This window comes from Marisediminitalea aggregata (assembly GCF_900129565.1).
GTDB lineage: Bacteria > Pseudomonadota > Gammaproteobacteria > Enterobacterales > Alteromonadaceae > Alteromonas > Alteromonas aggregata.
On the sequence record NZ_FQWD01000004.1, the window covers coordinates 368,545 to 393,769 of the forward strand.

A 25,225-nucleotide genomic window follows, 5' to 3' on the forward strand; every position below is an offset into this window, starting at 1 on the left:
CAGGATACAGTTTTATGAATATTAATTTCTCCGAACAAGAACTGGCCTTCCAACAGGAAGTGCAAACCTTCTTCCGCGAAGAACTGCCAGAATCCGTTCAGGCACACATCGACAACGGTTTAAGCTTTAGTGCTGAAGTCACCGTTGCTTACCAAAAAGCGCTATACAAAAAAGGCTGGGCTGGCATTAACTGGCCAGTTGAACACGGTGGCACCGGCTGGACGCCCACACAGAAATACATTTTCCAAACCGAGTCAGCCAAGGCAAAAGCGCCGCGCCAGATCCCGTTTGGTTATTCTATGGTTGCGCCAATCATTTATACCTTCGGTAACGAAGAACAAAAGCAGCGCTTCCTGCCTGACATTCTGGCGTCGAACACCTGGTGGTGTCAGGGCTACTCTGAGCCGAATGCCGGATCTGACCTTGCCGGGTTAAAAACCCGCGCCGTACGCGACGGCGATCACTACATTGTTAACGGCACCAAAACCTGGACAACGCTGGGTCATCACGCCGACTGGATCTTCTGTCTTGTTCGTACCAGCGACGAAGACAGCAAACAAAAAGGCATCAGCTTTTTGCTTATCGACATGACCTCACCAGGCGTATCGGTAAAACCCATTATTACCCTGGACGGCCGCCGCGAAGTAAACGAAGTGGCATTCCAGGACGTGAAAGTACCGGTTGAAAATCTGGTAGGTGAAGAAGGCCGCGGCTGGACTTACGCCAAGGTACTGCTGACCCACGAACGCACCAACATTGCTGGTGTGGCGGTTTCCAAGCAGCGCCTGAGTGCCTTGTACGACTTGCTAAACCAGCCACCAGCAGGCTGCCCGGATCTGAAAAACAACAGTGTGTTTATGAGCCGTGTTGTACAGGTTGAAATGGAGCTTAAAGCACTGGAGTTCACTGACTTACGCGTGCTGTCGTCAGTCAGTACCGGTACCGCACCGGGCCCGGAATCATCCATTCTGAAAATCAAAGGCACCGAGATCCAACAGGCACTGGACGAACTCTATGTGGAGATCGCCGGTATCTATGCACTGCCATTTGTACCCGAGCAGTACGACGAAGCCGGTTACGAGCCTCGCATTGAGCCGTTCTTCGCACCGAATGCCGCGCCGCATTACTACAACAACCGTAAGGTCACCATTTATGGTGGCAGTAACGAGATTCAGAAAAACATTATTGCCAAGCAAGTGCTTGGACTGTAACGGGAGTCAATCATGGATTTTGCATTAAATGATATTCAGCAAATGCTGAAAGACAGCGCCGGTAAATTCATTCACAACGATTACGACTTTGAAACGCGCCAAAAGCACAGTCATTCCGAACTGGGTTATAGCGAAGACAACTGGCAGTTGTTTGCAGAACTGGGCTGGCTGGCCCTGCCCTTTGCAGAAGAATTTGGTGGCCTTGACGGCAACGCAACCGACCTGATGGTTTTAATGACCGAGCTGGGCAAAGGCCTGATTGTGGAGCCTTACCTGTCTACCGTGGTACTGGCCGGTAACGCTATTCAGCGCGGCGGCACGGCTGAACAAAAAGAGGCTTTGATTGGCGGCATTGTGGGCGGCGAACTAAAACTGGCGTTTGCCGGTTTGGAAGCCCAGTCAGCTACCGACATCAGCAGCATTAACACACAAGCCAGCACACAAGCTAGCGGTGTAGTACTCAACGGCAAGAAGCAGGTAGTACTGCATGCCCAGAGCGCCGACAAACTGGTAGTAGCGGCGCGTTCACATAATAACAACGGCAACATTGCCCTGTACCTGGTAGACGCGAACGCCGAAGGTGTAGCAGCACATCACTACCCGACTAACGATGGTGCCCGAGCCAGCGACCTGACCTTTACCAACGTCGCCGCCGAACTTCTGGGCGACAGCGACGATGCGGCAGCTGTGATTCAGGCTGTACTGAATGACGCCATTGTGGCCGTATCGGCGGAAGCCGTTGGCGTGATGGACAAAATGCTCGCTGCCACGGTGGAGTACACCAAAGTGCGCAAGCAATTCGACGTGCCCATTGCGAAGTTCCAGATCCTGCAACACAACATGGTCGATATGTTTATGGAATGCGAACAAGCCCGCTCCATGGTGTATTACGCGGCTATCACCATTGGTGAAGGCAATAGCGAAGAACAAGTGGCTGAAGCCAATAAAGCCAGCCAGTTCCTGAAATGGAAAGTGGGTCAGGCAGCGCGTCTGGTAGGCCAAACCGCAGTGCAACTGCACGGCGGCATGGGCGTGACCGACGAGCTGGATGTTGGCCACATGTTCAAGCGCCTTACCATGATCAACACCCTGTTTGGCTCCATGGACATCCACTTAGACAACCTGGTTAAACAGCGTCAGGCTGCATAGGAGTTCACCATGAAAGTACTCGTTACCGTAAAACGCGTGATCGACTACAACGTCAAGATCCGCGTAAAGCCCGATGGCAGCGACGTTGACTTAACCAACGTCAAAATGGCGGTTAACCCGTTTTGTGAAATTGCCGTTGAAGAAGCCGTGCGCCTGAAAGAAAAAGGCATTGCCAGCGAAATCGTGGTGGTGTCAGTAGGTGCCAGCGAAGCTCAGGAACAACTGCGTACCGCGCTGGCCCTGGGCGCTGACCGCGCCATTCTGGTGGAATCCACCGCCAACACCGAATCGCTGAATGTGGCAAAGCTGCTGGCCAAAGTAGTTGAGCAGGAACAGCCTTCACTGGTGATCATGGGTAAACAGGCCATCGACTCCGACAACAACCAAACCGGTCAGATGCTCGCCGCCTTGTGCGATATGCCACAGGCCACCTTTGCGTCAGAAGTCTCCGTCGCCGACAACAGCGTAACAGTAACCCGCGAAATCGACGGCGGTTTGCAAACCCTGTCGCTGCAGCTACCCGCAATTGTTACCACCGATTTGCGTTTGAACGAGCCGCGCTACGCGTCGTTGCCCAACATTATGAAAGCCAAGCGCAAACCACTTGCCACCGTCACGCCAGACGAACTGGGCGTAACTCTGTCAGCGCACACACAACTGCTGGGCGTTAACCCGCCATCTCAGCGTAGCGCCGGTGTAAAAGTGAAATCTGTTGCCGAGCTGGTCGACAAACTTAAAAACGAAGCCAAGGTGATCTAAATGGCCATTTTAGTGATTGCAGAACACGATAATCAGCAGTTAAAACCTGCTACCTTGAATACCGTTAATGCGGCAAGTCAGTTAAATCAGCCTATATCCATTCTGGTCATTGGCAGCGAGTGTCAGGCCGTGGCTGAACAAGCCAGCGCCGTGAGCGGTGTGGATACCGTACTGGTTGCAGACAACGCCGCTTACCAACATCAACTGGCCGAAAACACCGCCAAGCTGATTGCTGAACTGGCGAGCGACTTTGACTACGTGATTGCCGCTGGCACGACGACAGGTAAGAACACCATGCCCCGTGTAGCAGCCCTGCTGGATGTCGCTCAGATATCTGACATTGTGGCCGTGAAAAGCGCCAATACGTTTGTGCGTCCGATTTATGCGGGTAATGCACTGGCTACCATTCAGTCTCTCGACAGCAAAAAAGTAATCACCGTGCGAACCAGTGCCTTTGATGCAGCGGGTACCGACGGCAGCGCCACCATTACCCCTTGCAGCCTGGTACATGCCAATGCCCAAAGTGAATTTGTGTCGGAAGAACTGGCCGTGTCTGAGCGCCCGGAGCTGACCGCCGCTGGCGTGATCATCTCGGGTGGTCGCGGTATGGGCAACGGCGAGAACTTCAGCCTGCTGGAAAAAGTCGCCGACAAGCTTGGCGCGGCAGTGGGCGCATCACGCGCCGCAGTAGACGCAGGCTTTGTGCCGAACGACATGCAGGTAGGTCAAACCGGCAAAATCGTGGCCCCGGACCTGTACATTGCCGTGGGTATCTCAGGTGCCATTCAGCATCAGGCCGGTATGAAAGACTCCAAAGTCATCGTGGCCATTAACAAAGACGAAGAAGCGCCTATATTCCAGATTGCCGACTACGGCCTGGTAGGCGACCTGTTCGAGGTATTACCCGAACTGGAAAGTTTGCTGTAACCAAGCGTGACCTCAACATTGGCTGCCAGCTTCGCACTCGCTGCGCAGCCAGTGTTTTCACACTGCAAACTAAGGTCTCCGGCCGCTATTGCCTGGCGGAATAACACAATTTAAGAAAAGAGGATTAGCTGTGGAACGAGAATCGATGGAGTTTGACGTAGTGATCGTCGGTGCCGGACCTGCGGGTTTATCGGCAGCCTATCATCTGAAAAAACTGGCGAACGACAAGCAACAGGACATCAGTGTTTGCGTGTTGGAAAAAGGCTCTGAAGTAGGCGCCCATATTCTGTCGGGTGCCATATTAGAAACCACAGCCCTGGACGAACTGATCCCAGACTGGCAGGAAAAAGGCGCACCGCTTACCACGCCCGTTACCGAAGACGAACTGTACCTACTTAAAGATCAGCAACGCGCCACCAAAGTACCCGGCTGGGCCATACCCGCCCCTATGCACAACGACGGCAACTACATTGTGAGTCTGGGTAACGTGTGCCGCTGGCTGGCCACCCAGGCCGAAGCCATTGGCGTAGAAATCTTCCCCGGCTTTGCCGCTGCTGAAATCGCCTACGACGACAACGGTCGGGTAAAAGGCGTATATACCGGCGACATGGGCATTGGCAAAGACGGCGAACAGAAAGACAGCTACATGCCTGGCATGGCGCTGTATGGTAAATACACCCTGTTTGCCGAAGGCTGTCGCGGCCACCTGGGCAAACAGCTTATCAGTCAGTTCAAGCTCGATGAAAACAGCGATCCCCAGCACTACGGTATTGGCATAAAAGAACTGTGGGAAATCGACCCAGCGTTACACAAACCAGGACTGGTCGTGCACGGCTCAGGCTGGCCACTGGACAACGACACTACCGGCGGCTTTTTCCTGTACCACGCCGACAACAATCAGGTGGTGGTAGGATTAATTGTGGATCTGAACTACAGCAATCCGCACATCAGCCCCTTCGACGAATTCCAGCAAATGAAGCATCACCCGCTGTTTGCTGACGTACTCTCTACCGGCAAACGCCTAAGCTACGGCGCAAGAGCCATTGCCAAAGGCGGCTTAAATGCCCTGCCCGACATGGCGTTCCCCGGCGGCTTATTGATTGGCTGTGATGCCGGCACCCTGAACTTCGCCAAAATCAAAGGCACCCATACCGCCATGAAGTCGGGCATGATTGCCGCGGAAAACGTGCTTAACGCGCTAATACAGAACGAGCAAGAAAACCTGCCAGACACGCTGACCGGCTTCACTGACGCTTTCCGCGATTCCTGGTTACACAAAGAACTGCACGCCAGCCGCAACTTCGGCCCTGCGATGCACAAGTTCGGCCCCATTATGGGCGGTGCTTACAACTGGATAGAGCAAAACCTGTTTAAAGGTCGCTTACCCTGGACCCTACACGACACCAAGCCCGACTACGCGCAAATGAAACCTGCCAGCGAGTGCCCTGAAAAGCACTACCCTAAACCGGATGGCAAGCTGAGTTTCGACAAGCTGTCGTCGGTGTATTTGTCGAACACCAACCACGAAGAAGATCAGCCCAGCCATTTGCGCTTACTCGACCCGGCCATTCCGGTAAAAGTAAACCTAACCAAATACAACGAACCCGCCCAGCGCTATTGCCCGGCAGGCGTGTACGAAATTGTGGAAGCCGAGTCTGGCCCGCAGCTGCAAATCAATGCGCAAAACTGTGTGCACTGTAAAACCTGTGACATTAAAGATCCGTCGCAGAACATTTGCTGGGTACCGCCCGAAGGTACCGGCGGCCCGAACTACCCGAACATGTAGGTGAATGATGCATACTATTCAACACACAGGGGTAGTCGGCGCAGGCGCCATGGGCCGCGGCATTGCACAGGTATTGCTGGCCAACGGTAAAAACGTGGTATTGGTTGATACCCAGGTCGAGGCGCTGACGTCGGCCCGCGATGACATTCACGCCATGCTGAGCAAGCAAGCTGCCAAAGGCCGCCTGACCGGGATCAGCGTTGAGCAGACCATGAACAACCTGTCGCTGGCACAAACCGATGCACTGGACCAACTGGCCCGCTGCGACCTGATTGTCGAGGCCATTGTTGAGCGCTACGACGCTAAAATTGCCTTGTTCCAACAGTTAGAAACTTTGGTAGCCGAGCACTGTATTCTGGCGACGAACACCTCGTCATTATCAGTGACCCAGATCGCAGCCGGTTGTGCTAACCCGGAACGCGTAGTGGGCTGGCACTTTTTTAATCCTGTGCCGTTAATGCGACTGGCCGAAGTAATTGGCGCACTGCAAACACGCGCCGACGTGGTAGAACAGATTGTTGCCCTTACCCATGCCATTGGCCATACGCCGGTAACGGTAAAAGACATGCCGGGCTTTTTGGTGAATCACGTTGGCCGCGGATACGGCGGCGAAGCGCTGCACGTGCTGGCCGAACAAGTCGCCGACATTGCCCAAATCGACCGTATTCTTACCGCTCAGTGCGGTTTTAAAATGGGCCCCTTTACCCTGTTTGATTTAACCGGACTGGATATTTCCCACAAGGTCACCGAGTCGATTTACCAGCAGTTTTATCACGACCCGCGCTATCGCCCCAGCCCACTGGCAGAACAACGTGTGCAGGCCGGCTTGCTAGGCAGAAAAACCGGCAAAGGGTTTTACACCTACACCGACGGTAAGCAGCAAATACCCGAGCAGCCCGCCACGCCTTCACTCGATGACATCAAAGCCATGCCAGTGTGGATCGCAGGCAGAGGAAGCAACGAACACAAGCAGGTGCTGCAATTGCTCAGCAACACCAACGCGGTGATTGAGCAAGGTAAAGAGCCGTCTGAAGACGCACTGATCATTATCAGCCCCTGGGGCACTGATGCTTCCGGCTATGCATTTGAACATGGCCTGGACGCTACCCGCACAATCGCAGTAGATCCGCTGTTCCCCGACACCGACATTTGCGTGCTCATGCGCACACAAGCCACCCGCAGCGATGTAGCACAATTCGCCCACGCCCTGTTCGCCAGCACCGGCAAACAGGTAGAAGTGATTAACGACAGCTACGGCTTTGTGAGTCAGCGGGTTTTGGCCTGCATTATCAATATTGCCTGCGACATGGTGCACAAAGACATTGCCAGCGCCGCAGATATCGACCGCGCCATGCAACTGGGATTGGGCTACCCACAAGGCGCTTTTGCCTGGGCCAGTCAAATTGGCCCGGCCAACGTGTTAACTCTACTGCAACGCCTATTCGCTCAAAGCGGCGACCCGCGTTACCGCCCCAGCATATGGCTGCAGCGCGAAATTCAAACTAACGCGCAAACTGGCAAGCCACTCATTCAAGGAGCCTGATCATGAAACACGCTTACATATACGATGGGATCCGCACTGCTTTTGGTCGTCACGGCGGGGTGTTGGCCCACACCCGCCCTGATGACCTGTTATCTTTATGCCTGAAGGGCTTATTGGCGCGTAACGATGTATCGGGCGACGCCATTGAAGATGTGATCATTGGCTGTACTAACCAAGCCGGTGAAGACGCACGTAACGTTGCGCGCCACGCCGCGCTATTAGCTGGTATACCCGAAACGGTTGCCGCGCAAACCCAAAACCGCTTATGCGGCAGCGGGCTGTCAGCCAGCATAGAAGCGGCCCGCGCGATTATGTGTAACGAAGGCGACTGGATGATTGCTGGCGGCGTTGAAAGCATGAGCCGCGCGCCGTTCGTCATGGCCAAGAACAGCCAGCCCTTTGGCCGCGACGTCGTGGTATTCGACAGCACCATTGGCGCACGCTTCCCCAACCCCAAAGTGGAAGCCGCCGTAGGCAACGACACCATGCCACAAACCGCCGACAACATTGCCAGCGATTTATGCATTAGCCGGGAACAAAGCGACGCCTTTGCCCTGGCCTCGCAACACAAATACCAAAAGGCCAAAGCCGACGGTTTCTTTAACGATGAAATCCTACCGGTAACGGTGCCTGGCGCAAAGCGCAAAACCACCGTTGACGTAGCCGAAGACGAACACCCAAGAGCCGATGCCGAAGCAAGCAAGCTGGCCTCACTCAAACCCTTGTTCGCCAATGGCGTAGTAACCGCCGGTAACGCTTCGGGCATAAACGACGGTGCAGCAGCGTTGTTGCTGGGCAGCAAGGAAGCCGGTGAGGCGCTGGGCATGCGCCCCCGAGCCCGCGTGGTGGCCTGTGCAGTAGCCGGAGTTGCGCCAAGGGTAATGGGCTTAGGCCCGGTTGCCGCTATTCGCAAAGCCCTGCAGCGTGCCAACTTAATATTGAACGATATAGACGTAATCGAAATTAACGAAGCTTTTGCCGTTCAGGTACTTGGCTGCTTAAAAGAACTGAACGTAGCGTTCGACGACAGCCGGATCAACCCCAACGGTGGCGCCATTGCCATAGGGCACCCACTGGGCGCATCGGGCGTGCGGCTGGCGTTAACCGCCCTGCGTCAGTTAGAACGACAACAAGGCCGATACGCAGTAGTCAGCTTGTGTATCGGCGTGGGTCAGGGCGTTGCCATGATCCTGGAGAGGGAGTTGGCTTAGCCTATCGGGTCTGCTGCGCGTTGCCAGAATTCACTCTGACAATGAACAACAGATCATGAACTTCCGGAGCATTGGTAAAGCGCGGCATCCGGTGTATACTCAGGCCCAAAGCCAGTTAATTCATAGAGTAAGCAGTAGTTAAGCTTACCGCGACCTAATACGCTTAGAGTAGTAAATAGCGGTTGGACGTTTAGGAAAAGAGTATCACTTTGTATGACAGAGTTTAGTGACCTGCCACGTAAGAAGAGCGACAGTAGCGACCGGAAATTTATTGAATCACTAGCCCGCGGCCTGGATGTGTTACGCGCATTCAGCCAACAAGGCGGTGTACTGGGTAACCAGGATCTGGCACGGATCACCGGCCTGCCCAAACCCACCATTTCCCGCATGACCTACACCCTAAGCAAACTGGGGTATTTGTCGTACTCAACCCAACTGGAAAAATACCAACTGGACGCAGGTGTGTTAGCTCTGGGTTATGCCTATACCTCTAATCTGCAGGTGCGCCGCATTGCCAAGCCCATTATGGAGCGCCTGGCAGAACGCGTGAACCTGTCGGTAGGCCTAACCATTCGCGAACGCCTGACCATGATTTACGTAGAAAACTGCCGCGGCGACGACGCCCAGGCACTGCGCATGGACGTAGGCTCAAGCTTACCCATTTCCACCTCGGCAGCAGGCCGCGCCTACTTAGCAGGCCTTCCGCAGGAAGAACGCGACGTAGTAATGAAAGAAATGGAAGCCCGCGCCGGCGACAAGTGGCCAAAACACAAAGCAGGCATTGAAGCCGCACTGGAATGCTACGACAAGCACGGTTTCGTTACCTCGTTTGGCGACTGGGACCGCGCAGTAAACAGCGTAGGCGTACCGCTAAAACTGCAAGACGGTCGCATAATGGCACTTAACTGCGGTGGCCCAACCTATCTGGTATCACAAGAAATGGCCATGGAAAGCTTAGGCCCACAACTGGTGCACGTAGCCAGAGATATTATTGGGACCGGGGTTTAGGTTTTTCGTTTTAAGCGTTCTACCGTTTGATTTAAGAAAGCCAGTTGCTGAGAGGTAACTGGCTTTTTGGGCTAAATGGATTACGCTCCAGAGTCTACAACTAGCCTTGATCTGACTAACCTGCTTAAAATTTGGCATCATTTATCACTCCTGACAGTAGGTCGATGTACAACTCTTTGGCTATATTTCACCATTGCTTGTGACTAACCTATTTCTACCGTTGTTCTTTGCTTTGTATAATAATTTGTCTGCTTCATTTAACGCGTCAGCAAAATTAGAATATTGCGAAGAGGATACTGCTCCCATGCTGAAAGTTATTTTAAGAGTATGATTATCAATCTCTAGAGCTGAAAGTGATTTTTGCAATCTTGAATAAAAATCTCTTAATTCTTGAGGTTTAGCATCTGAAAATAATAAAAGCCACTCTTCTCCTCCCCACCGCCCTAAGTAATCACTTTTACGCATAACCGATTTCGCACACAAAGCGAATTGCTTCAACACTTCATCACCAATATTATGACCATAGTTGTCATTAATCGCTTTAAAAAAATCTATATCAGCAATGGCAACAACAAAATCACTTAGGGTACTAGATTTAAATTTCTCCTCAGCGATTTTATTGATAGCACGTCTATTTAAAACCTGGGTTAATTGATCGTACGAAGCAATATATTCGAAGTGAGATGCACTTTTACGCTTTCTCCAAAATAAAATGAATAAAATAAGAAGTAACAAAGTTAATGTTGCAACACCTAATATATAATTTAGTATCAACTGCTTTTGTTGACTATTCAGTGTCTTTTGAAGTTGTTTTTCTTGTTGCAGAGTGGCTATTTCTCTTTCTTTCTCTGACGAGTTATACCTAGCTAGCAAATCGGCAACCACTGCGTCATTTAACTTTCTATTAATTTCTGAAGATAATGACATTTCCGCTCTTGCTAAATTTAGTGCACCCTCAAAATCGCCTTTATATTGATAGACTTTAGCTTCAAGTGAAAACAGTCTAACTTTAGTAAAATCCCTAATTTTAGTTAATGGATAACCGTGTATATCTTCTAATGTCGATAAAGCTTCTTGATATTCTGAATTTTTAATTGCTAGTTCAGCTTTCGTAATTAGCAAATTAAGATGATGTCTACTAGCCCCATTTTTCTTCGTATCAGTCAATGCTTTTTCTAACCACTCCTTTGCACTAAAGTAGTCACCATTTTCTAACTCTGCTTCAGTAAGAATGCTATATCCTTCTGCTCTTACAATACTCGACGTTATTTCAGTTATAAGCCTTGTAATTTCTGTCCTTAATTCCTCTTCTCCAGATTCCTCTTCTCCTGAATGAAGATACCTCAAATTTTGAAAAACAATCAAAGATCGCAACTGTTCAATCGGACTTGTCGCGTGCTCATATGCTTTCTTTGCATAATCTTCTGCGAGCTTAGTAAAACCAACTAAACTGTAGATGTAACTGAGATTGATATATATATAATTGCTATCTGAATTAACTAGAGAGCTTCGCTGCTCATTTTCAATAAAATTAGTTACATTCAGTACATCACTGAAGTCGCCTGTTAATATATAGTGTTCAGCCAAAACAGAATAAGAAATCAATCTGTATCGTCTAGGTAACAATCTGATTCTGTCTGCTAAACCATCAACATCAATAGGTTCTTTTGGAGGATAGATAAAGTCATGATTGAAAATAAATAGCCAGCCAATATCTATTAAAACATCTTGTTCCGTATTCCTATTTCCGTAATCGCATATTGATTCCAATTCATCTACCAAGAGCTTAGCTGCTCTCAAGTCACTGTCTTTTATATATTGAATAAGCCTATCCGACACTTTGTCATCGAAAAATTGGCATTTTTCTTCAGCATTCACTTGTTGACTTATTATCAAAGAAAAGATTGCCAAAATAACTCTTACTTTAACCACGACGTCCAATATCCTACTTCGTTACACGGCTAGAAATACACTTCAAAATCGTTAACTGAATCCCAATCAGCCTTTATTGAGCCAGATAATTAAATATGAATCAACTACTTACTTATACCTAAATTGGACTCAAATATTCACAATCAGTACTGCAAGCAATTTGCCCTTATTCAAAAGCACCATTGCCATTAAGAGAAACCCGTTAATAGTTCAATCATTCCCTAACCCCAAATCTCAAGCTATACTCCCCCTGTCAACAACGGTTAGGAGAGTATTGATGATTGTCGTCACCCTGACCGGGCTATGGGTTAACTAAAACCACCCAGTTTCGCCCGGTGCTAATGCCGGGGCCTTTTGCCCCCTTAATGAAAACATTAACGTTAGTTAAGGGTTAGTTATGACTAATTTTCACATTCTCGCCGCTATGGGCTGGCGTCCTTTTTTTCAGCAACAACTCACTCTTGAAGAGTGGGATTGCGTTATTCCTGTAAGAGTTACCGAACAACACAAATCTCAGCTTACTGTGGTGTCTGACTCGCACACCTTTAGTTTGCCTGTTGTACCCAGCATGCCTGCATTGGTGGTGGGCGACTGGTTGTTGCTTAACGAGCAGCATCAGTTCCTGCGTTTGCTGGAGCGCTACAGCTGCTTTAAACGCAAGTCTGCCGGTACCGGCAACGACTGGCAGTTAATCGCAGCCAATGTCGATACCGCGTTTATTGTGTGCTCCATGAACGAAGACTTTAATCCCAGCCGTATTGAGCGCTACCTGGCGCTGGCCGAGGCTGCTGAAGTTGAACCTGTGGTGGTGTTAACCAAAGCCGATTTAACCGAACAGCCTGAGCAATGGATTGATAACGTGCGCAGCATCAATAAGCAACTACAGGTAGTTGCCCTGAATGCGCTGGATTCATCTTGTGCCGATGCATTAAGTGACTGGCTGAAACCCGGTAGCACGGTGGTGATGCTGGGCTCGTCGGGTGTGGGTAAATCCACCCTCGCCAACTCGTTACTGGGAGAGGCGCGTCAGCTTACTCAGGGTATTCGGGAAGACGATGCTAAAGGGCGTCACACCACCACGGGTCGTTCGCTTTTTCCGTTGCCCAATGGCGGGCTGATACTGGATACGCCTGGCATGCGGGAACTGCAGTTAGCCGATTGCCATGATGGCATAGTGTCGGCCTTTGCCGACATTCAGCAACTGGCCGAAGGATGTCGGTTTGCCGACTGTCAGCATCACAGCGAACCGGGTTGTGCAGTGCAGGCTGCGTTGGCACAAGGCGAGCTTGATCCACGGCGACTGGCTAACTACAAAAAACTGCTGAAGGAAGACGAACTGAACTCAGCCACGCTGGCAGAAAAGCGCGCAAAAGATAAAGCCTTCACCCGCTTTGTGAACTATTCACAAAAGGAGTCACGCAAGTTTAAAGGCCGGTAGACGCTACCGGCTTCCTTTCTGCAAACAAGCATCAGTCACACGTTAGGGCTGGCTGATGCTTTTATGTATCTAGCAGTATTGGTTGTTCTTGCCCGAGTTCTGAGCCATGTTCTGCAGCCAAAAGAAAACACTGATTTGTTCAATCGGTGAGCCTAACGTAAATCGGGATAACCAAAAAAAAGAACAATAAAGCAGTTTCTAACGACACTCACTTTGTTAATCAGAACTAAAATATAAACTATAAAATCAGTATTTTATAAATCACTTTGTATTAAGCGAACTTCTAAAACCGCGATGTTGAATCTGTCTGGGTCTAGCTCTACCTATAGGAAAATCGAATGACAATACAACTCGCAACATCAAACGGCGTTCAAGACACCGCTACCAGCTTACTATCACTATTGGATTACTGGGAATGCATGGTGAACCTAAGAAACAAATCAGCCGGGGCAGGCTGCTTTACTATTGAAGCCGCCATCGGTGAACTACAACCTGGCGACGTGTTTATTGTAGCCGGACAAGTGTCCTCGCATTTTGATGCCGTTGCCAGAGCGCTGGCTATCCAGTCTCACAACGAAAATAAGCAAACGTTGTTCATGGGTGATAGGACGAGGGTGAGACATTTTATGTGTGAGGTCGTCGGGCGAGAATTAGAGCTACCGGTATCAAAGGTGCTCAAAGCCAGGTTCACTGACGCCCAATGGTGGGCCGTTAATGAATGCTTAGAAAAGATACGAAAACTCAATGCGCTCTATACTGCAGTAGCAGCCGAAAGCGCGTTTGAATATTACATAAAAACGCTCGAAGAAACACTCTCCTATAACCCTGAAATACAAGTAGTGATAATAGAAGGTGTCACTGATAAAAGCTGGCTTAGTGAGACCAATACAAAGTCGATTGCGCAGAGACTCAAGGAACTCGCGCTGCGTCACAAGGTCAGCTTAATTATGTCGGTTGGGATCTCAATCGGCACGTCAGAACTGGCAGTGCGTAATTGCCTGCCTGAGTCATGGGCCTTACCCGCATTTGTTGATGGAATATTGCTATGCGAACACAGTGTTTCCTCTGCCCGTCAAGTTGTTTGCCAACCAGCAATCGACTTGCGTTATGACAGCCGAACCGGTTTAGGCCATTTAAGTGTGGCTTTGTATCATGATGGAATAGGCAGAATAGACGTCTGCCCGTTGCCAGCAAACGAATCACAAAAGGAATGTGAATTATGAAGAGTGTTCAGGAAAGATTATTGCAATTCGTGCGTCGAGATGGACGGCGTGATGCATCGTTCGTATTTCTAACCATTGAGGATGGTGGGCCTATGCAGTCTGTCCCTCACCTAAACGAAACATTGGACTGTGATGGAGCCTGGGAGCCGGAAACACGAACGCGCCTGCCTTATTCACTGGGAAGGCCGGGAGTTATTATTCCCAAACTCATGACTTTATTTGCCAGTGAAGGCGAAAACCTGTCTAACTGGCGGCATTATCGCGATAACGCGCTGTACCTGAATAATGAAATTAACCTGAAGTTTTATCCAATCGCTAGGAAAAAACAAAGTGATGAGTGGCCGCAAGAACTGACCGAATATACCGGGCTGGATGCAAACCAGTATCTTGGGTGGTGCTTGTCTAATCGACCAGCGATGTTTACAGAGCAATACAAAGATGTATTGCTGGATAAGACACTTATCGTCATCCTGGCAGAGCATAGTGGCTGGCTTCAGGTACTGAATAAGATTTATACAGTAGCAAGACACCAAGACGTTACCAACCAAAAGGGACGGCTTATTTACACCCTGTATTTTGATGCAGATGACAGGCTGCTTTATGCCTACTTCCCGATGTTTCGGCCTGGTGTAAGTCATGCTCAAATGAAGCAATTCAGCCAAGAAGTACTTCAGCACAAGGCGCTGTCAGGCAAGATTTACGTTCCTGATTGACTGACTGGAAAATTCTGCCGCGCGTCCTGACACTAATCACTAGCCCATACCACAGAACGGTGTGGACTAGTGCGGTTTAGGGAGAACAACTTCGTATCAAGTGGAATTCACTCACTTAGTACAGCTTTATTGCGGACTGTTTTAAGGCAAGCTATCAATTTGTGCGTAGTACAGACAGATGCAGCTTGGCATTGATGCACTGAACCTGGTTTCTCTTGGGAAATAAATATGACTCTGAATGCACCGGGACAGCTTGTATTCTGCCCGTCAAATTGACATACCATTTTAGGTATATATACTTTTAGTTATGTGGGAGATATTCGAACATAAACGGTTAGACAAACAGCCGTCGAAAGCGCCGTTGGAAATACAAAAGCGTTACGAAAAATGGAAGGATATCGTAGCGATTTCTGGTCCTGCTGGTTTGTGTTTAATCAAAGGTTTCAAAGATGAGGCGCTGTCTGGAAATTGGAAAGGCTCTCGCTCTTCTCGTCTAAACCAACAGTATCGAGTTATTTACTCCGTTGAAAACGGAGAACTGTATGTCCACGTGGTAGAGGTTACCCCTCATGATTATCACAGGAGATCGTAATGGCAGATTTTCAGAAAGCTAAAAAACGAGTGTCAATATCGACTGGGGAGTCAGTGCGCATAATGCGCGAGCTGCAGGAACTCAGTCAAAACGAATTAGCAAAGTTAGCCGGTATTCCCCAATCAACTATATCGGCAATAGAAAATGACCGCGTAAATCTAGGTGTAGAGCGTGCAAAATCACTCGCTCGGGCTTTAAAATGCCACCCAGCGGTATTGGTTTTCCCGGGCTGGGAAGTTGAAAGTGACAATGCGGCATAACTGAGTGTTTATCACACAGTTCACTTAACATATGGCTTAAAAGTGAAACTGTAACTAATAAACAATAAGCTGATCGTTAGATCTGTAGGTCTTAGTTTCGTAAAATAATTCAAGAAGCACTAACTAAACGGCCAGATAGGCTTTCCCTAGCGACCATTTGTGGTTCTATTCCTAACTTTCGTCTTTCTCGCTTCCATGTCCAGGCGAGCGTCGTCATGAGAAACAAACTCACTCTTTCCATTATCTAGTTTGTTAAACGCCTCGTTAACCTGTTCAGCAAGCTGTCCACAACTATTATTTGTCGTCCCCCCTGACCTGCTGCCATTTGTTGCGTCAAGCGCTTCGTTTCTTCATCAACGCTGAGTTGTGTGCGGTTGTCCATATTCACCTCCGTAAATGCGGATACACAAACGTTAGCGCAGATATGGTAATAATTGTAACTAATTCCGCTAATCACGCTGTCTGACAGAATCCATATTCACTCACCAACTCCTCAAACCATTGTAAATCACTTGTTACTTTTCGTTGACTTTTGCTACAACAAAAGAATAACATGAAACATTAATTTCACAATGCGAAACTTAGTGTCGAAATGAAAAGATTTACTCACTGTGTTATTGGACTCTGTATAAGCTTATTGCTTATCCCTACATTTGCCCAGGCCGAGTCGCCCCGCGTGTTGCGTCTGGCGTCCTGGGGGCCACCTAAACATTACCTGTCGCAGTCACGCAATGCATGGATTGAAGCGGTGAACGAACGGGCGGCGGGTCGCATTCAAATCATAGAATATCCGGGTGGGCAGCTTTATGGCCCTAAAGATATGCACCGTGCGGTAGCGCGAGGGCTCATTGATATGGGCGTTATATTACAGCCGCGTTTGATGGCCACCGTGCCGCTGTTGCAAGGGGTGTATCTGCCATTTGCCTACGACACTATGGAGCAAGCTTCCAATGCCTATGCCGGTGAGTCGTTGGCGATTATTCAGCAGGCCATGCAGGAGAAAAACCTGCAGCTTGTTTACCCGGCATTTAGTGGCGGTGTGCAGGTATTCAGCGCCCAGGGCAGTATCGATGGCATTGCCGATATTAAGAACCTGCGCGTGCTGGCCACCAGCCCCATGGTAACCGACTTACTGCATAAATTAGAAGCCGCGCCCGATACCTCAATCCCCCAAAGTGAACAATACATGGCACTAAAACGCGGTGTGGCCGATGCCATGCTGAACGCCATTGTTACCGGGTATTTTCAGCGCAATCACGAAGTCGCGCCATTTGTTACCGTTACCGACATGAGCTTTCCTACTGTGCTGATGACGGTAAATCTGGACGTATGGAACTCACTGCCTGAAGACATCCAACAGATCATGCTGGAAGAAGGCGAGAAGCAAAAAGCTTATTCCCTTGGCGCATCTGCAGCCATGGAAGCACATTTTAAGCAGGTGATCAGCGAGAACGGCGGCAAGGTTTCGGCCCTGCCCACAGGCACACGCTCACTAATACAACAAGCCAGCCAACAGGTATGGCAGGAGTGGGCGCAGCGGAATGGCCCTCAGGCCCAGCGCCTGCTCGAACTAAACTTGCCCCAACCGGCTACGTCTCAGGAGTAACTCATGCAGCTTCATCGTTATTCATTTCAATACACCATTGATGCCCTGTGCAAAGCCGGCGCGTGGCTGGCCGCGCTCTGTTTGTTAGTACTTGCCCTGGTGGTGAGTTATGAGGTTGTGGTGCGCTACACCACCGGTGTGTCCAGCAGTTGGATTCAGGAGTTCTCGGTTTACTTAATGATGGCCGTTGGCTTTTTGGCCGCTGCGTATGCGCTTCAAATGAACAGCCACTTCGCCATTACCTTTTTTGTCGATAAATTGTCACCGGCCAAGCGCCGCCGACTCACCATTACCACCAACGCGGTGGGTTTGTGTTATTCACTGATGTTTGTGGTGAAAGGCACTGACATGACTATGGCCATGTACGCGCTGGGCGACACGAGTACCGGCTTAATGCAAACGCCGTTATGGCTGCCAGCCAGTCTGGTGCCCATTAGCGGTGTGTTGCTAAGCCTGCAGTTTTTAAGTCACACCATAGACAACATTGCCCAGGGGAGTCACTAAATAATGGATACGTTAATGATTTTACTGGGTATTGTGGTATTTATGCTGGTGCTACTCAGCGGCTTACCCGTTGCATTCGGGCTGGGCTTTTTAGCTATTCTATTATTGAGCGCTTACGTGGGCCCGGACACAGCCACCGACATTGCGGTAGATAAAGCTTACTCGGCTATCGACTCTGACATTCTGGTCGCGATTCCACTGTTTATTCTGGCTGCACAGCTTATTTCCGCCACCGGTATGGGCAAGCGTTTGTTCAGTGCCGCTGAGGTGTTTTTATGGCGGCTACGCGGTGGTTTGGGTGTCGCCACCATTGGCAGCAGTGGCGTGTTCTCTGCTATGACGGGGTCGAGCTTTGTGTCATCGTCGACCATGGGTTTAATTGCTATTCCGGAACTGCGCAAAGCCGGTTACGGAGAGTCCAAAATTGCCGCTGCGATCACGGCGGGCGGCACACTGGGCAGCATGATCCCACCCAGTATTGTGATGATCGTGTACGGTTACCTTACCGACGAATCGATCAGCAAACTGTTCATGGCAGGTGTAATCCCCGGCTTGCTGCTGATTTTGTTGTATTCGCTGTTTATGGTCTTCACCGGTCATGCTGAACACGCTTCGCCGGCTCAAAAGCCGTCACAAAAGAAACGCCACGCCGTAAAAGAAGCGTTCTGGGGGATCATGGCCCCGGTAATTATTCTGGGCGGCATTTATCTGGGTATTTTCACCGCATCCGAAGCGGCAGCCGTTGCCGTGGTGTACTGCATGGTGATTGGCTTTGTGGTGTATCGCACCCTTTCTCTTAAATCCTTGTGGGAACAGCTCATGGCCGCTGCGGTCACCTCAGCCATGGTCACCATGATCATTATTGGCGGGGCAATTCTGGGCCACAGCGTGATCTTCGGGCGCATGCCGCAAGAAGTGTTAAGTGCAATTATCAGCATGGACATCTCGCCCATGGCGCTGCTGATTATTATTAACCTGGTGTTGTTTGTGCTGGGTATGTTTTTAGAAGTACTGGCGTTGATGTACTTGGTTATTCCGTTGCTGGTGCCGGTCATTGCGCACATGGGCTGGGACAACATCTGGATTGCGGTAATGCTGCTGATTAACGTGAACCTGGCGCTCATTACACCGCCCATGGGGGGCGTACTGTATGTGGTATCGCACATTGGTAATATGCCGCTTAGCACGGTAATGAAAGGCGCGCTTATGCCTATTGCAGCGCTGATCATTGTGTTAATCCTCACTCTGCTCTTTCCGTCGTTGGCACTGTGGTTACCGAGCCTGACTTAGCTATATCGATCATTCACAAAGCACAAAAAAGCCGGGGGATGTTGTTACATCCCCCGGCTTTAGTTTTTTTTTCTTATTGCTTTACAACCTATAACTCGGTTACTTATTTGCCGGTATCGGGTCCTGACTGCGGTAACGGAACGTGCCTTCGCCAAAAGCCAACAAGTTACCTTGTGCATCTTTCACTTCACCTGACGCGCTGTAAATGCGTCGACCCTGTGCTCTTACTTTGCCACAAGCAGTGATCAGTCCTTCGCTACATTGACCGGTAAAGGTTGTGGTGAGCGACAAGGTTACCGAGCGACGAATCACCTGCTCGTCGGGAAAGTAAATCCCGGACTGTGCGCACACAATATCGAGTAAGCCCGACAGTACACCACCGTGTAACACGCCCGCTAAGTTCAGGTGCCTGGGCTCAATTTGCAGAGTAACGGTAGAAAACCCTTTGCCCCAATCGCGATGCTGATAATTCAGCATCGCATGGTAACCGGTTTCCATGAGCTCATAGGCCATGTCCGGCAGCTTTACTGCAGCGCCGCCTGTCATGACTTGTACCAGCCAAGTACCGATTTAATTTCCAGGAAGTCCTGCAAGCCATGCTCGCCCCATTCCCGGCCATTACCCGACTGTTTGTAGCCGCCAAACGGGGCGTGTAAATCGGGCTGGGCGCCGTTCAAATGCACCATACCGGTACGCATCTGACTGGCGACACGGCGTACTCTGTCTGTATCGGCACCCGACACGTAACCGCTCAGGCCATAAGGGCTGTCGTTGGCTATGGCTACCGCGTCAGAATCATCCCGGTAACCAATGATCACCAGTACCGGGCCAAAGATCTCTTCTCTGGCAATGGTCATGTCGTTGGTTACATCGGTGAATATTGTTGGCTTCACATAATAGCCCTGTGTCAGGCCTTCCGGTTTACCCGTGCCACCGCACAATAGCGTTGCACCTTCTTCTATGCCTTGGGCAATCATGGCCTGAATCTTTTCAAACTGACGTTGATGCGCCACCGGGCCAATGCCGGTTTTATCGTTAGTCGGGTCACCTACCGCATGTTGCGATGCTTCGCCCACAGCCTTGGCTATGGCAACGACTTCGGCCATTTTGCTATTGGGTACCAGCATACGCGTAGGGGCCGTACAGGTTTGCCCGGAATTAGCGAACACCGCTTTAATGCCATTGGTCACCGCTTTGGTCATGTCGGCGTCGTCTAAAATGATATTGGCCGACTTACCGCCGAGCTCTAGCGCAACGCGCTTCACAGTATCAGCGGCCGCTTTACTCACTTCTGCGCCAGCCTGAGTAGAGCCGGTAAAAGAAATCATGTCGATATCGGGGTGGCGACTCATGTAATCACCAATTTTGGAGCCTGAACCCTGCACAAGATTAAACACCCCGGCAGGCACACCCGCCTCGTGCAGTACCTCAGCCAGAATAGCCGCACTCAAGCTGGCATCCTGACTGGGTTTGAGCACAATGGTACACCCCGCAGCCAATGCCGGTGCGACCTTGCACACCACCTGATTCATTGGCCAGTTCCAGGGGGTAATTAAACCCACCACACCAATGGGCTCTTTGCGGATTTCGGTTGTGCCCTGCTGATGGCTAAATTCAAAGGACTTCAGTATTTCCAGCGTGGCAGAGAAATGCCCGATGCCCATCGCCGCCTGAGCACTTTGGCTCAACGACACAGGCGCCCCCATTTCCAGCGTAATCGCCTGAACAATATCGGCGTAGCGTTTTTTGTAGCAGCCAATAATGCGTTCGAGCAGCGCAATGCGGTCTTCAACCGGGCTGACCGACCAGGACGGAAATGCCGCTTTTGCCGCAGCAATGGCAGCATCAACATCGGCACTTTCCCCCATTGCCACTTCGCCGCTAACGGCTTCTGTGGCAGGATTAATCAGCTTGCGCGTATGCGAGGTGCCGGGCTTTACCCATTCCCCGTTAATGTAAAATTCAGTGGTCTTCGCTTGCATTGTGATTCCTGATTGGCTTAATTCACGACAGGTGAAACGGCGGACTGCGATTGCGGGCTGCGCAGATCAGACAATACGCTATCATCTGGTTCGTCTGCATACAAAGCCGCAACGTCGTTGGCGCGCAATACCTGTACTTTTCGTTGATTAATAGAACGTTTATCTGACATCTCGCCGGTATCCATACTTGGCGGCGTGGTCAGTATACGGGCGCGCTCAATGCGGGTAGACGCGCCGCTGTGTTGTACGTTGTGTTCGTAAAGCGACTGGCGAATTCGAGCGATCACGCGAGGGTGCGCAGCCAGTTCTTCTGCTGTGGCGTCCGGCATGCCGAAGACCCGTTTTACGACGTCTTCGTTAAGCCAAATCAACAGCCCCAGATAGGGTTTGTCCTGACCGGTGATCACCACATCAAACACCAGTGGGGCTAACACGCTTTGTAAATCGATGCGCAGCATACTGGTATGTACCCAGGTGCCGTTAAGCAGTTTGAAGTCTTCACTTACCCTGCCGGCAAACTGCAACCCTTTTTCCGGCTGTTCCGGGTCGAGCCAGCGCACGGCATCTCCGGTGTGAAAGAAGCCTTCGCTATCGAACACCTGTTTATTGAGGGCCTCGGCCTGATAATACCCAGGCGTAATTTGCGGGCCTTTTACGCACAGTTCGTATTTGTCGTCTTTGGGCATTAACTTCAACTGCGTGCCGGGGATAGGCAAACCAATGCTGCCCATTTTGGTGGTTGGCCAGTGCACAATCGTAGTTACCGCGGCGCTTTCGGTTGCGCCCAGTGCGGTGATCATACTGATGCGTTTGCCAGTTTCGCGGATTGCCAGTTGCTGGAAGTGATCAAAGGTTTCCTGAGGCATATCCGAGCCGCCGTAGCTGCACCAGTCCATGTGCCGGAAAAAAGCCTCCCGTAGCGCGTCGTCGCGCTCCATCGCATCCACCAACAAGGCATATACAGCCGGTACGGTGGTGTAACAGTTCAGCGGTACGGTTTTAATGTTGTTGAGGGTTTTCTCGAACATCCCCGGAAGCGGCTTACCGTCGTCGATATACAGCGTACCGCCGCTTTTGATTACCCGGTGTACATTCTGATTCCCACCATAAGTGTGGTGCCAGGGCATCCAGTCGAGCAGGATCGGCGGGTTATTTTCCTCATCAACGTCTATTACGGTAAGCAGTGAAGCCTGCGTAGAGCACAAATTTGTGTGGGTATTCACTACGCCTTTGGGTTCGCCGGTTGAACCCGAGGTAAATAGAATTTTCGCAATATCGTCGCCCTGAATTGCCTGAATGGCGTCTGCTACCTGAAACGTCACAGCGGTGTTGGCCGCATCGGCAAACGATACCGCATAGATCCCTTCCGGCGCCTCGCCTTCGGCGTACAACACCACACAATGTTCCAAAGGCAATGCCTTCAACGCACGCCCGTAGTGACTGATGTTTTGCACAAAAATGACCTGGGGTTCAAGCTTGGCAAAAATCGCTTTTAACTTATTAAAGTCTTTCGACAACAGTGAGTAATTCGGCGAGATGGGCGCAATGGGGCAACGGGCTTTCATACCCGCCAGATTTACCGCCGCATGCTCCAAGGTGTTATGCGACAGAATCATCACATTAGCTTGTGGCTGGGTGTTATCCAGAAACCATTGTGCCAATGCGTCGGTTTGCTTGTCGATGGCTTCGTAAGTGACGAAAGTCCAGTCTGTATCATTTTCGGTTTGGCATGCTTGCTCGCCGAGTGAATGAGCGCGCTTTTCAGCCATAAAACGGCGCTTCGGGTACTTAGCAACCGTGCGCTGGAGCATTTCAATAACGTTGTGATAACTGCGTTGCGGTACGCGATCGCAGTCCACCAGCAGTGAACCATCGTCGCACCGCTGCACATTCACTCTGGGTGCTGCCCAGGGGTTTTCTTTGAAAGGCGGTAAATCAGTCATAGGGCGTCTCTGTATTCGTGGTATTAAACGCTGGCACAACGCGGGTGCCAGCCGGGTAGGGATTGGGTTGATTCAGGCTTTGCACGGCAATGTGGTGTTTGCGCATTGTGCCAATGTCAGACGTTTCAGCTGTGATGGGCCGGTAATCGTGTTCAAACTCAAGCCAGTAGTAAGCGCGGTTACGCGGGTCGCGACGACAATCAGTAGCTACCCGCTTAATACTGCCTTCACTGCCCTCGCACCAGTCCACACCCTGTACCTGTTGAGGTGGAATGGCCGGAAAGTTAATGTTCACACAGGGGGCTTTTTGCCACTTCAGGGCCAGTAGTTCACGGATAATGCTCGCCGCATAGGTTTTTGCAGTACTCCAGTAGATCTGGTCAGCGCGTTTAAAGGCCTGACTCAGTCCTATAGCCGGCACGCCAAATTGTGCGGCCACTTTGGCAGCGCCCAGAGTACCTGAAAACCCCACGGCATCGCCCACGTTAGCCCCGCGATTGATGCCGCTTAACACCACATCCACTGGCCCTGGCAGCAGGCTGTTTAGTCCCAGCAACACGCAATCAGCGGGAGTGCCGTTTACGCTAAACCGTCGCTCACCGTGCTCGGTAACCCGCAGCGGTGTGTGCAACGATAACGACTGGGCCTGCCCGGAGCAGTCCTGATTGGGGGCGACCACATACACTTCGCTTGCGAGTTCACCGGCTAAAGCCTGTAAATGCGCAATGCCCTCTGCATCAATGCCATCGTCATTGGTGATCAGAATGCGTTGTGAAAGCGGCTGGCTCATACTTTCATGCCCGGCATATTCAGCGAAGCAGTGTTGCCGCCATCCACGGGTAGAGCTTGCCCGGTAATGTAGCTGGCATCGCTACTGGCCAGGAAGGCGATAGCGGCAGCAACTTCGGCAGGCTGCCCTGCCCGTTTTAATTCACAGCGTTCGCCCAACCGATGTTCAATGCCTTTTTCTCTGGCTAAGTCAAAGAAGGGGCTGGTCATGCCGGTTTCAATTAAACCCGGACACACGGCATTAACGCGAATGCCTTTACTGGCTAAATCGCAGGCGGCGGTTTGGGTAAAATTGATAACGGCGGCTTTCGACGCACTGTAAGCATTGCCTCCCGCACCAGAGCGGATCCCGGCAACCGAGGCGGTATTCACAATCGCTCCGCCCTCGGCCTGACCGGCCATAATCGCAGCCACCAGCGAGGTAAGTTTTACGCAGCCATACACGTTGACCGCCATTACGCGCTGCCATTCTGCAATATCCTGCTCGTCGGCAAGCTTTCGGCTGCTGACAACACCCGCGTTATTGCACAACACGTCAAAGCGGCCGAAGGTGGTATGCGCTTCGTTAATTACCTGGGTTAGCTGAGCTTCGTCGGCAATATCCACCACGCTCGCGAGAACTTTGGTTTTATGACTTAACCCCTGCGCAACGGTTTTTAAATTTTCCTCGTTGCGGTCCAGTAACACCAGCCCGGCAATATCTTCCTCTGCCAGCCGCACTGCAGTAGCAGCGCCAATGCCGCTGGCCGCTCCGGAGATCACAGCCACCTTGTTGGTAAATCTTCCCATGGCACATCGCTCCGTTCTCAATATTTAATATTTTGAAAAATGCATGATTGCACAATGTAAATGATTTGTTTATTCTGCTATACGAAACTGAATACCGCAAGAAAAAATAAATGATGAATTTTGAATCTGTCGACGCACTCGACAAACACGTTGGAAAAGCACTGGGTGTTAGCCCGTGGTTTAACCTTAGTCAGCAACAGGTCAACGCCTTTGCAGATACCACACTGGACTTTCAGGGCATTCACCTGAATGCAGACGCAGCCAGAGCCTCTGGCTTTGACGCCCCCATTGCCCACGGCTATTTACTGTTGGCGCTGCTACCGCACCTTGCTCAACAGGTGTATTCGGTAGATGGCATGACCAGCAAAATCAATTACGGCCTCGACCGCTGCCGATTTATTACCCCAGTGCCAGCGGATGCCGAAGTTCGTGCATCATTTGCCCTTGTTGAGGTCTTGCACAAACCCAAAGGTATTCAACTCACCGTAGATGCCGAGTTGCAAATACGGGATCACGATAAGCCCGCTGTGGTTGCCCGCACACTGGCGTTGTTAATTCCATAAGGAGGCT

At 50.7% G+C, this 25,225-nt stretch carries 23 protein-coding genes; 17 read left to right on the forward strand and 6 right to left on the reverse strand.

The window, feature by feature from the left end; translation table 11 throughout:
• Positions 1-14: 14 nt before the first annotated feature.
• The 8 genes from BUB81_RS13140 to BUB81_RS13175 all read left to right on the forward strand — a co-directional run bounded on the left by BUB81_RS13140 (position 15) and on the right by BUB81_RS13175 (position 9,594).
• Positions 15-1,211 (forward strand): acyl-CoA dehydrogenase family protein, encoded by a 1,197-nt coding sequence (locus BUB81_RS13140; protein ID WP_073323486.1) that lies wholly within the window; start codon positions 15-17, stop codon positions 1,209-1,211.
• A gap of 12 nt (positions 1,212-1,223) precedes the next feature.
• On the forward strand, positions 1,224-2,360 hold the full coding sequence (locus BUB81_RS13145) for an acyl-CoA dehydrogenase family protein (RefSeq protein WP_073323488.1): 1,137 nt from the start codon (positions 1,224-1,226) through the stop codon (positions 2,358-2,360).
• A gap of 9 nt (positions 2,361-2,369) precedes the next feature.
• Positions 2,370-3,119 (forward strand): electron transfer flavoprotein subunit beta/FixA family protein, encoded by a 750-nt coding sequence (locus BUB81_RS13150; protein WP_073323490.1) that lies wholly within the window; start codon positions 2,370-2,372, stop codon positions 3,117-3,119.
• Entirely contained in the window at positions 3,120-4,046 is a 927-nt protein-coding gene (locus tag BUB81_RS13155) for an electron transfer flavoprotein subunit alpha/FixB family protein (protein ID WP_073323492.1), read from the forward strand.
• A gap of 130 nt (positions 4,047-4,176) precedes the next feature.
• Positions 4,177-5,832, forward strand: a complete 1,656-nt coding sequence (locus tag BUB81_RS13160; RefSeq protein ID WP_073323494.1) for an electron transfer flavoprotein-ubiquinone oxidoreductase — start codon at positions 4,177-4,179, stop codon at positions 5,830-5,832.
• A gap of 4 nt (positions 5,833-5,836) precedes the next feature.
• Positions 5,837-7,375 carry a 3-hydroxyacyl-CoA dehydrogenase gene (locus tag BUB81_RS13165; protein ID WP_073323496.1) on the forward strand — a complete coding sequence of 513 codons (1,539 nt, stop codon included), beginning with the start codon at positions 5,837-5,839 and terminating at the stop codon, positions 7,373-7,375.
• 2 nt (positions 7,376-7,377) lie between these two features.
• Positions 7,378-8,586: a 3-oxoadipyl-CoA thiolase gene (locus tag BUB81_RS13170; protein ID WP_073323498.1), complete on the forward strand. Its 1,209-nt coding sequence runs from the start codon at positions 7,378-7,380 to the stop codon at positions 8,584-8,586.
• Between the two features lie 213 nt (positions 8,587-8,799).
• A complete protein-coding gene (locus BUB81_RS13175; protein WP_073323500.1) occupies positions 8,800-9,594 on the forward strand; it encodes an IclR family transcriptional regulator in 795 nt (264 codons plus the stop codon).
• 180 nt (positions 9,595-9,774) lie between these two features.
• Here BUB81_RS13175 and BUB81_RS13180 read toward each other — a convergent pair whose 3' ends face one another.
• A complete protein-coding gene (locus BUB81_RS13180; RefSeq protein WP_073323502.1) occupies positions 9,775-11,526 on the reverse strand; it encodes a GGDEF domain-containing protein in 1,752 nt (583 codons plus the stop codon).
• Positions 11,527-11,923: 397 nt separating this feature from the next.
• Between BUB81_RS13180 and rsgA the strand changes: the two genes are divergently transcribed.
• The 8 genes from rsgA (at position 11,924) to BUB81_RS13225 (ending at position 19,152) form a co-directional block, all read left to right on the forward strand.
• Complete coding sequence (gene rsgA / locus BUB81_RS13185) at positions 11,924-12,964, forward strand: ribosome small subunit-dependent GTPase A (protein ID WP_073323503.1); 1,041 nt, start codon at positions 11,924-11,926, stop codon at positions 12,962-12,964.
• 338 nt (positions 12,965-13,302) lie between these two features.
• Entirely contained in the window at positions 13,303-14,187 is an 885-nt protein-coding gene (locus BUB81_RS13190) for a P-loop NTPase family protein (RefSeq protein WP_073323504.1), read from the forward strand.
• Positions 14,184-14,900: a hypothetical protein gene (locus BUB81_RS13195; RefSeq protein ID WP_073323505.1), complete on the forward strand. Its 717-nt coding sequence runs from the start codon at positions 14,184-14,186 to the stop codon at positions 14,898-14,900. Before BUB81_RS13190 ends, BUB81_RS13195 begins: the two co-directional genes overlap by 4 nt.
• Before the next feature lie 307 nt (positions 14,901-15,207).
• Complete coding sequence (locus BUB81_RS13200; RefSeq protein WP_073323506.1) at positions 15,208-15,492, forward strand: type II toxin-antitoxin system RelE/ParE family toxin; 285 nt, start codon at positions 15,208-15,210, stop codon at positions 15,490-15,492.
• Complete coding sequence (locus BUB81_RS13205; protein WP_073323507.1) at positions 15,492-15,752, forward strand: helix-turn-helix transcriptional regulator; 261 nt, start codon at positions 15,492-15,494, stop codon at positions 15,750-15,752. Before BUB81_RS13200 ends, BUB81_RS13205 begins: the two co-directional genes overlap by 1 nt.
• 592 nt (positions 15,753-16,344) lie before the next feature.
• Positions 16,345-17,358, forward strand: coding sequence for a TRAP transporter substrate-binding protein (locus BUB81_RS13215; protein ID WP_084526530.1), 1,014 nt, complete (start codon positions 16,345-16,347; stop codon positions 17,356-17,358).
• Positions 17,359-17,361: 3 nt separating this feature from the next.
• A complete protein-coding gene (locus tag BUB81_RS13220) occupies positions 17,362-17,862 on the forward strand; it encodes a TRAP transporter small permease (protein ID WP_073323509.1) in 501 nt (166 codons plus the stop codon).
• Between the two features lie 3 nt (positions 17,863-17,865).
• Positions 17,866-19,152, forward strand: a complete 1,287-nt coding sequence (locus BUB81_RS13225) for a TRAP transporter large permease (protein WP_073323510.1) — start codon at positions 17,866-17,868, stop codon at positions 19,150-19,152.
• 99 nt (positions 19,153-19,251) lie between these two features.
• Here the strand turns inward: BUB81_RS13225 and BUB81_RS13230 are convergent, their stop codons facing one another.
• The 5 genes from BUB81_RS13230 to BUB81_RS13250 are packed head-to-tail and all read right to left on the reverse strand — an operon-like array spanning position 19,252 to position 24,655.
• The gene (locus BUB81_RS13230) at positions 19,252-19,698 is read right to left on the reverse strand and encodes a PaaI family thioesterase (RefSeq protein ID WP_245819200.1); all 447 of its coding nucleotides are present in this window, start codon (positions 19,696-19,698) and stop codon (positions 19,252-19,254) included.
• Entirely contained in the window at positions 19,695-21,134 is a 1,440-nt protein-coding gene (locus tag BUB81_RS13235; RefSeq protein ID WP_073323512.1) for an aldehyde dehydrogenase family protein, read from the reverse strand. The genes BUB81_RS13230 and BUB81_RS13235 overlap by 4 nt, the downstream gene beginning before the upstream one ends.
• Positions 21,135-21,151: 17 nt before the next feature.
• Entirely contained in the window at positions 21,152-23,077 is a 1,926-nt protein-coding gene (locus BUB81_RS13240) for an AMP-binding protein (RefSeq protein WP_073323514.1), read from the reverse strand.
• Positions 23,070-23,867, reverse strand: coding sequence for a 5'/3'-nucleotidase SurE (gene surE, locus BUB81_RS13245; RefSeq protein ID WP_073323515.1), 798 nt, complete (start codon positions 23,865-23,867; stop codon positions 23,070-23,072). The genes BUB81_RS13240 and surE overlap by 8 nt, the downstream gene beginning before the upstream one ends.
• Positions 23,864-24,655: an SDR family NAD(P)-dependent oxidoreductase gene (locus BUB81_RS13250; protein WP_073323517.1), complete on the reverse strand. Its 792-nt coding sequence runs from the start codon at positions 24,653-24,655 to the stop codon at positions 23,864-23,866. Before BUB81_RS13250 ends, surE begins: the two co-directional genes overlap by 4 nt.
• Positions 24,656-24,765: 110 nt before the next feature.
• On the opposite strand from BUB81_RS13250, the gene BUB81_RS13255 reads away from it, so the two are divergent.
• Positions 24,766-25,218: a MaoC/PaaZ C-terminal domain-containing protein gene (locus tag BUB81_RS13255; RefSeq protein WP_073323519.1), complete on the forward strand. Its 453-nt coding sequence runs from the start codon at positions 24,766-24,768 to the stop codon at positions 25,216-25,218.
• Positions 25,219-25,225: the final 7 nt, after the last annotated feature.

Excerpts from the sequence above, each read along its gene's own strand:
- BUB81_RS13215 (WP_084526530.1), top strand. The coding sequence starts at position 16,345 with ATGAAAAGATTTACTCACTGTGTTATTGGACTCTGTATAAGCTTATTG.
- BUB81_RS13240 (WP_073323514.1), bottom strand. The coding sequence starts at position 23,077 with ATGACTGATTTACCGCCTTTCAAAGAAAACCCCTGGGCAGCACCCAGA.
- BUB81_RS13250 (WP_073323517.1), bottom strand. The coding sequence starts at position 24,655 with ATGGGAAGATTTACCAACAAGGTGGCTGTGATCTCCGGAGCGGCCAGC.
- BUB81_RS13205 (WP_073323507.1), top strand. The coding sequence starts at position 15,492 with ATGGCAGATTTTCAGAAAGCTAAAAAACGAGTGTCAATATCGACTGGG.
- BUB81_RS13155 (WP_073323492.1), top strand. The coding sequence starts at position 3,120 with ATGGCCATTTTAGTGATTGCAGAACACGATAATCAGCAGTTAAAACCT.
- BUB81_RS13195 (WP_073323505.1), top strand. The coding sequence starts at position 14,184 with ATGAAGAGTGTTCAGGAAAGATTATTGCAATTCGTGCGTCGAGATGGA.
- BUB81_RS13170 (WP_073323498.1), top strand. The coding sequence starts at position 7,378 with ATGAAACACGCTTACATATACGATGGGATCCGCACTGCTTTTGGTCGT.
- BUB81_RS13175 (WP_073323500.1), top strand. The coding sequence starts at position 8,800 with ATGACAGAGTTTAGTGACCTGCCACGTAAGAAGAGCGACAGTAGCGAC.
- rsgA (WP_073323503.1), top strand. The coding sequence starts at position 11,924 with ATGACTAATTTTCACATTCTCGCCGCTATGGGCTGGCGTCCTTTTTTT.
- BUB81_RS13230 (WP_245819200.1), bottom strand. The coding sequence starts at position 19,698 with ATGACAGGCGGCGCTGCAGTAAAGCTGCCGGACATGGCCTATGAGCTC.
- BUB81_RS13200 (WP_073323506.1), top strand. The coding sequence starts at position 15,208 with ATGTGGGAGATATTCGAACATAAACGGTTAGACAAACAGCCGTCGAAA.
- BUB81_RS13235 (WP_073323512.1), bottom strand. The coding sequence starts at position 21,134 with ATGCAAGCGAAGACCACTGAATTTTACATTAACGGGGAATGGGTAAAG.
- BUB81_RS13220 (WP_073323509.1), top strand. The coding sequence starts at position 17,362 with ATGCAGCTTCATCGTTATTCATTTCAATACACCATTGATGCCCTGTGC.
- BUB81_RS13190 (WP_073323504.1), top strand. The coding sequence starts at position 13,303 with ATGACAATACAACTCGCAACATCAAACGGCGTTCAAGACACCGCTACC.
- surE (WP_073323515.1), bottom strand. The coding sequence starts at position 23,867 with ATGAGCCAGCCGCTTTCACAACGCATTCTGATCACCAATGACGATGGC.
- BUB81_RS13165 (WP_073323496.1), top strand. The coding sequence starts at position 5,837 with ATGATGCATACTATTCAACACACAGGGGTAGTCGGCGCAGGCGCCATG.
- BUB81_RS13140 (WP_073323486.1), top strand. The coding sequence starts at position 15 with ATGAATATTAATTTCTCCGAACAAGAACTGGCCTTCCAACAGGAAGTG.
- BUB81_RS13255 (WP_073323519.1), top strand. The coding sequence starts at position 24,766 with ATGATGAATTTTGAATCTGTCGACGCACTCGACAAACACGTTGGAAAA.
- BUB81_RS13145 (WP_073323488.1), top strand. The coding sequence starts at position 1,224 with ATGGATTTTGCATTAAATGATATTCAGCAAATGCTGAAAGACAGCGCC.
- BUB81_RS13150 (WP_073323490.1), top strand. The coding sequence starts at position 2,370 with ATGAAAGTACTCGTTACCGTAAAACGCGTGATCGACTACAACGTCAAG.
- BUB81_RS13225 (WP_073323510.1), top strand. The coding sequence starts at position 17,866 with ATGGATACGTTAATGATTTTACTGGGTATTGTGGTATTTATGCTGGTG.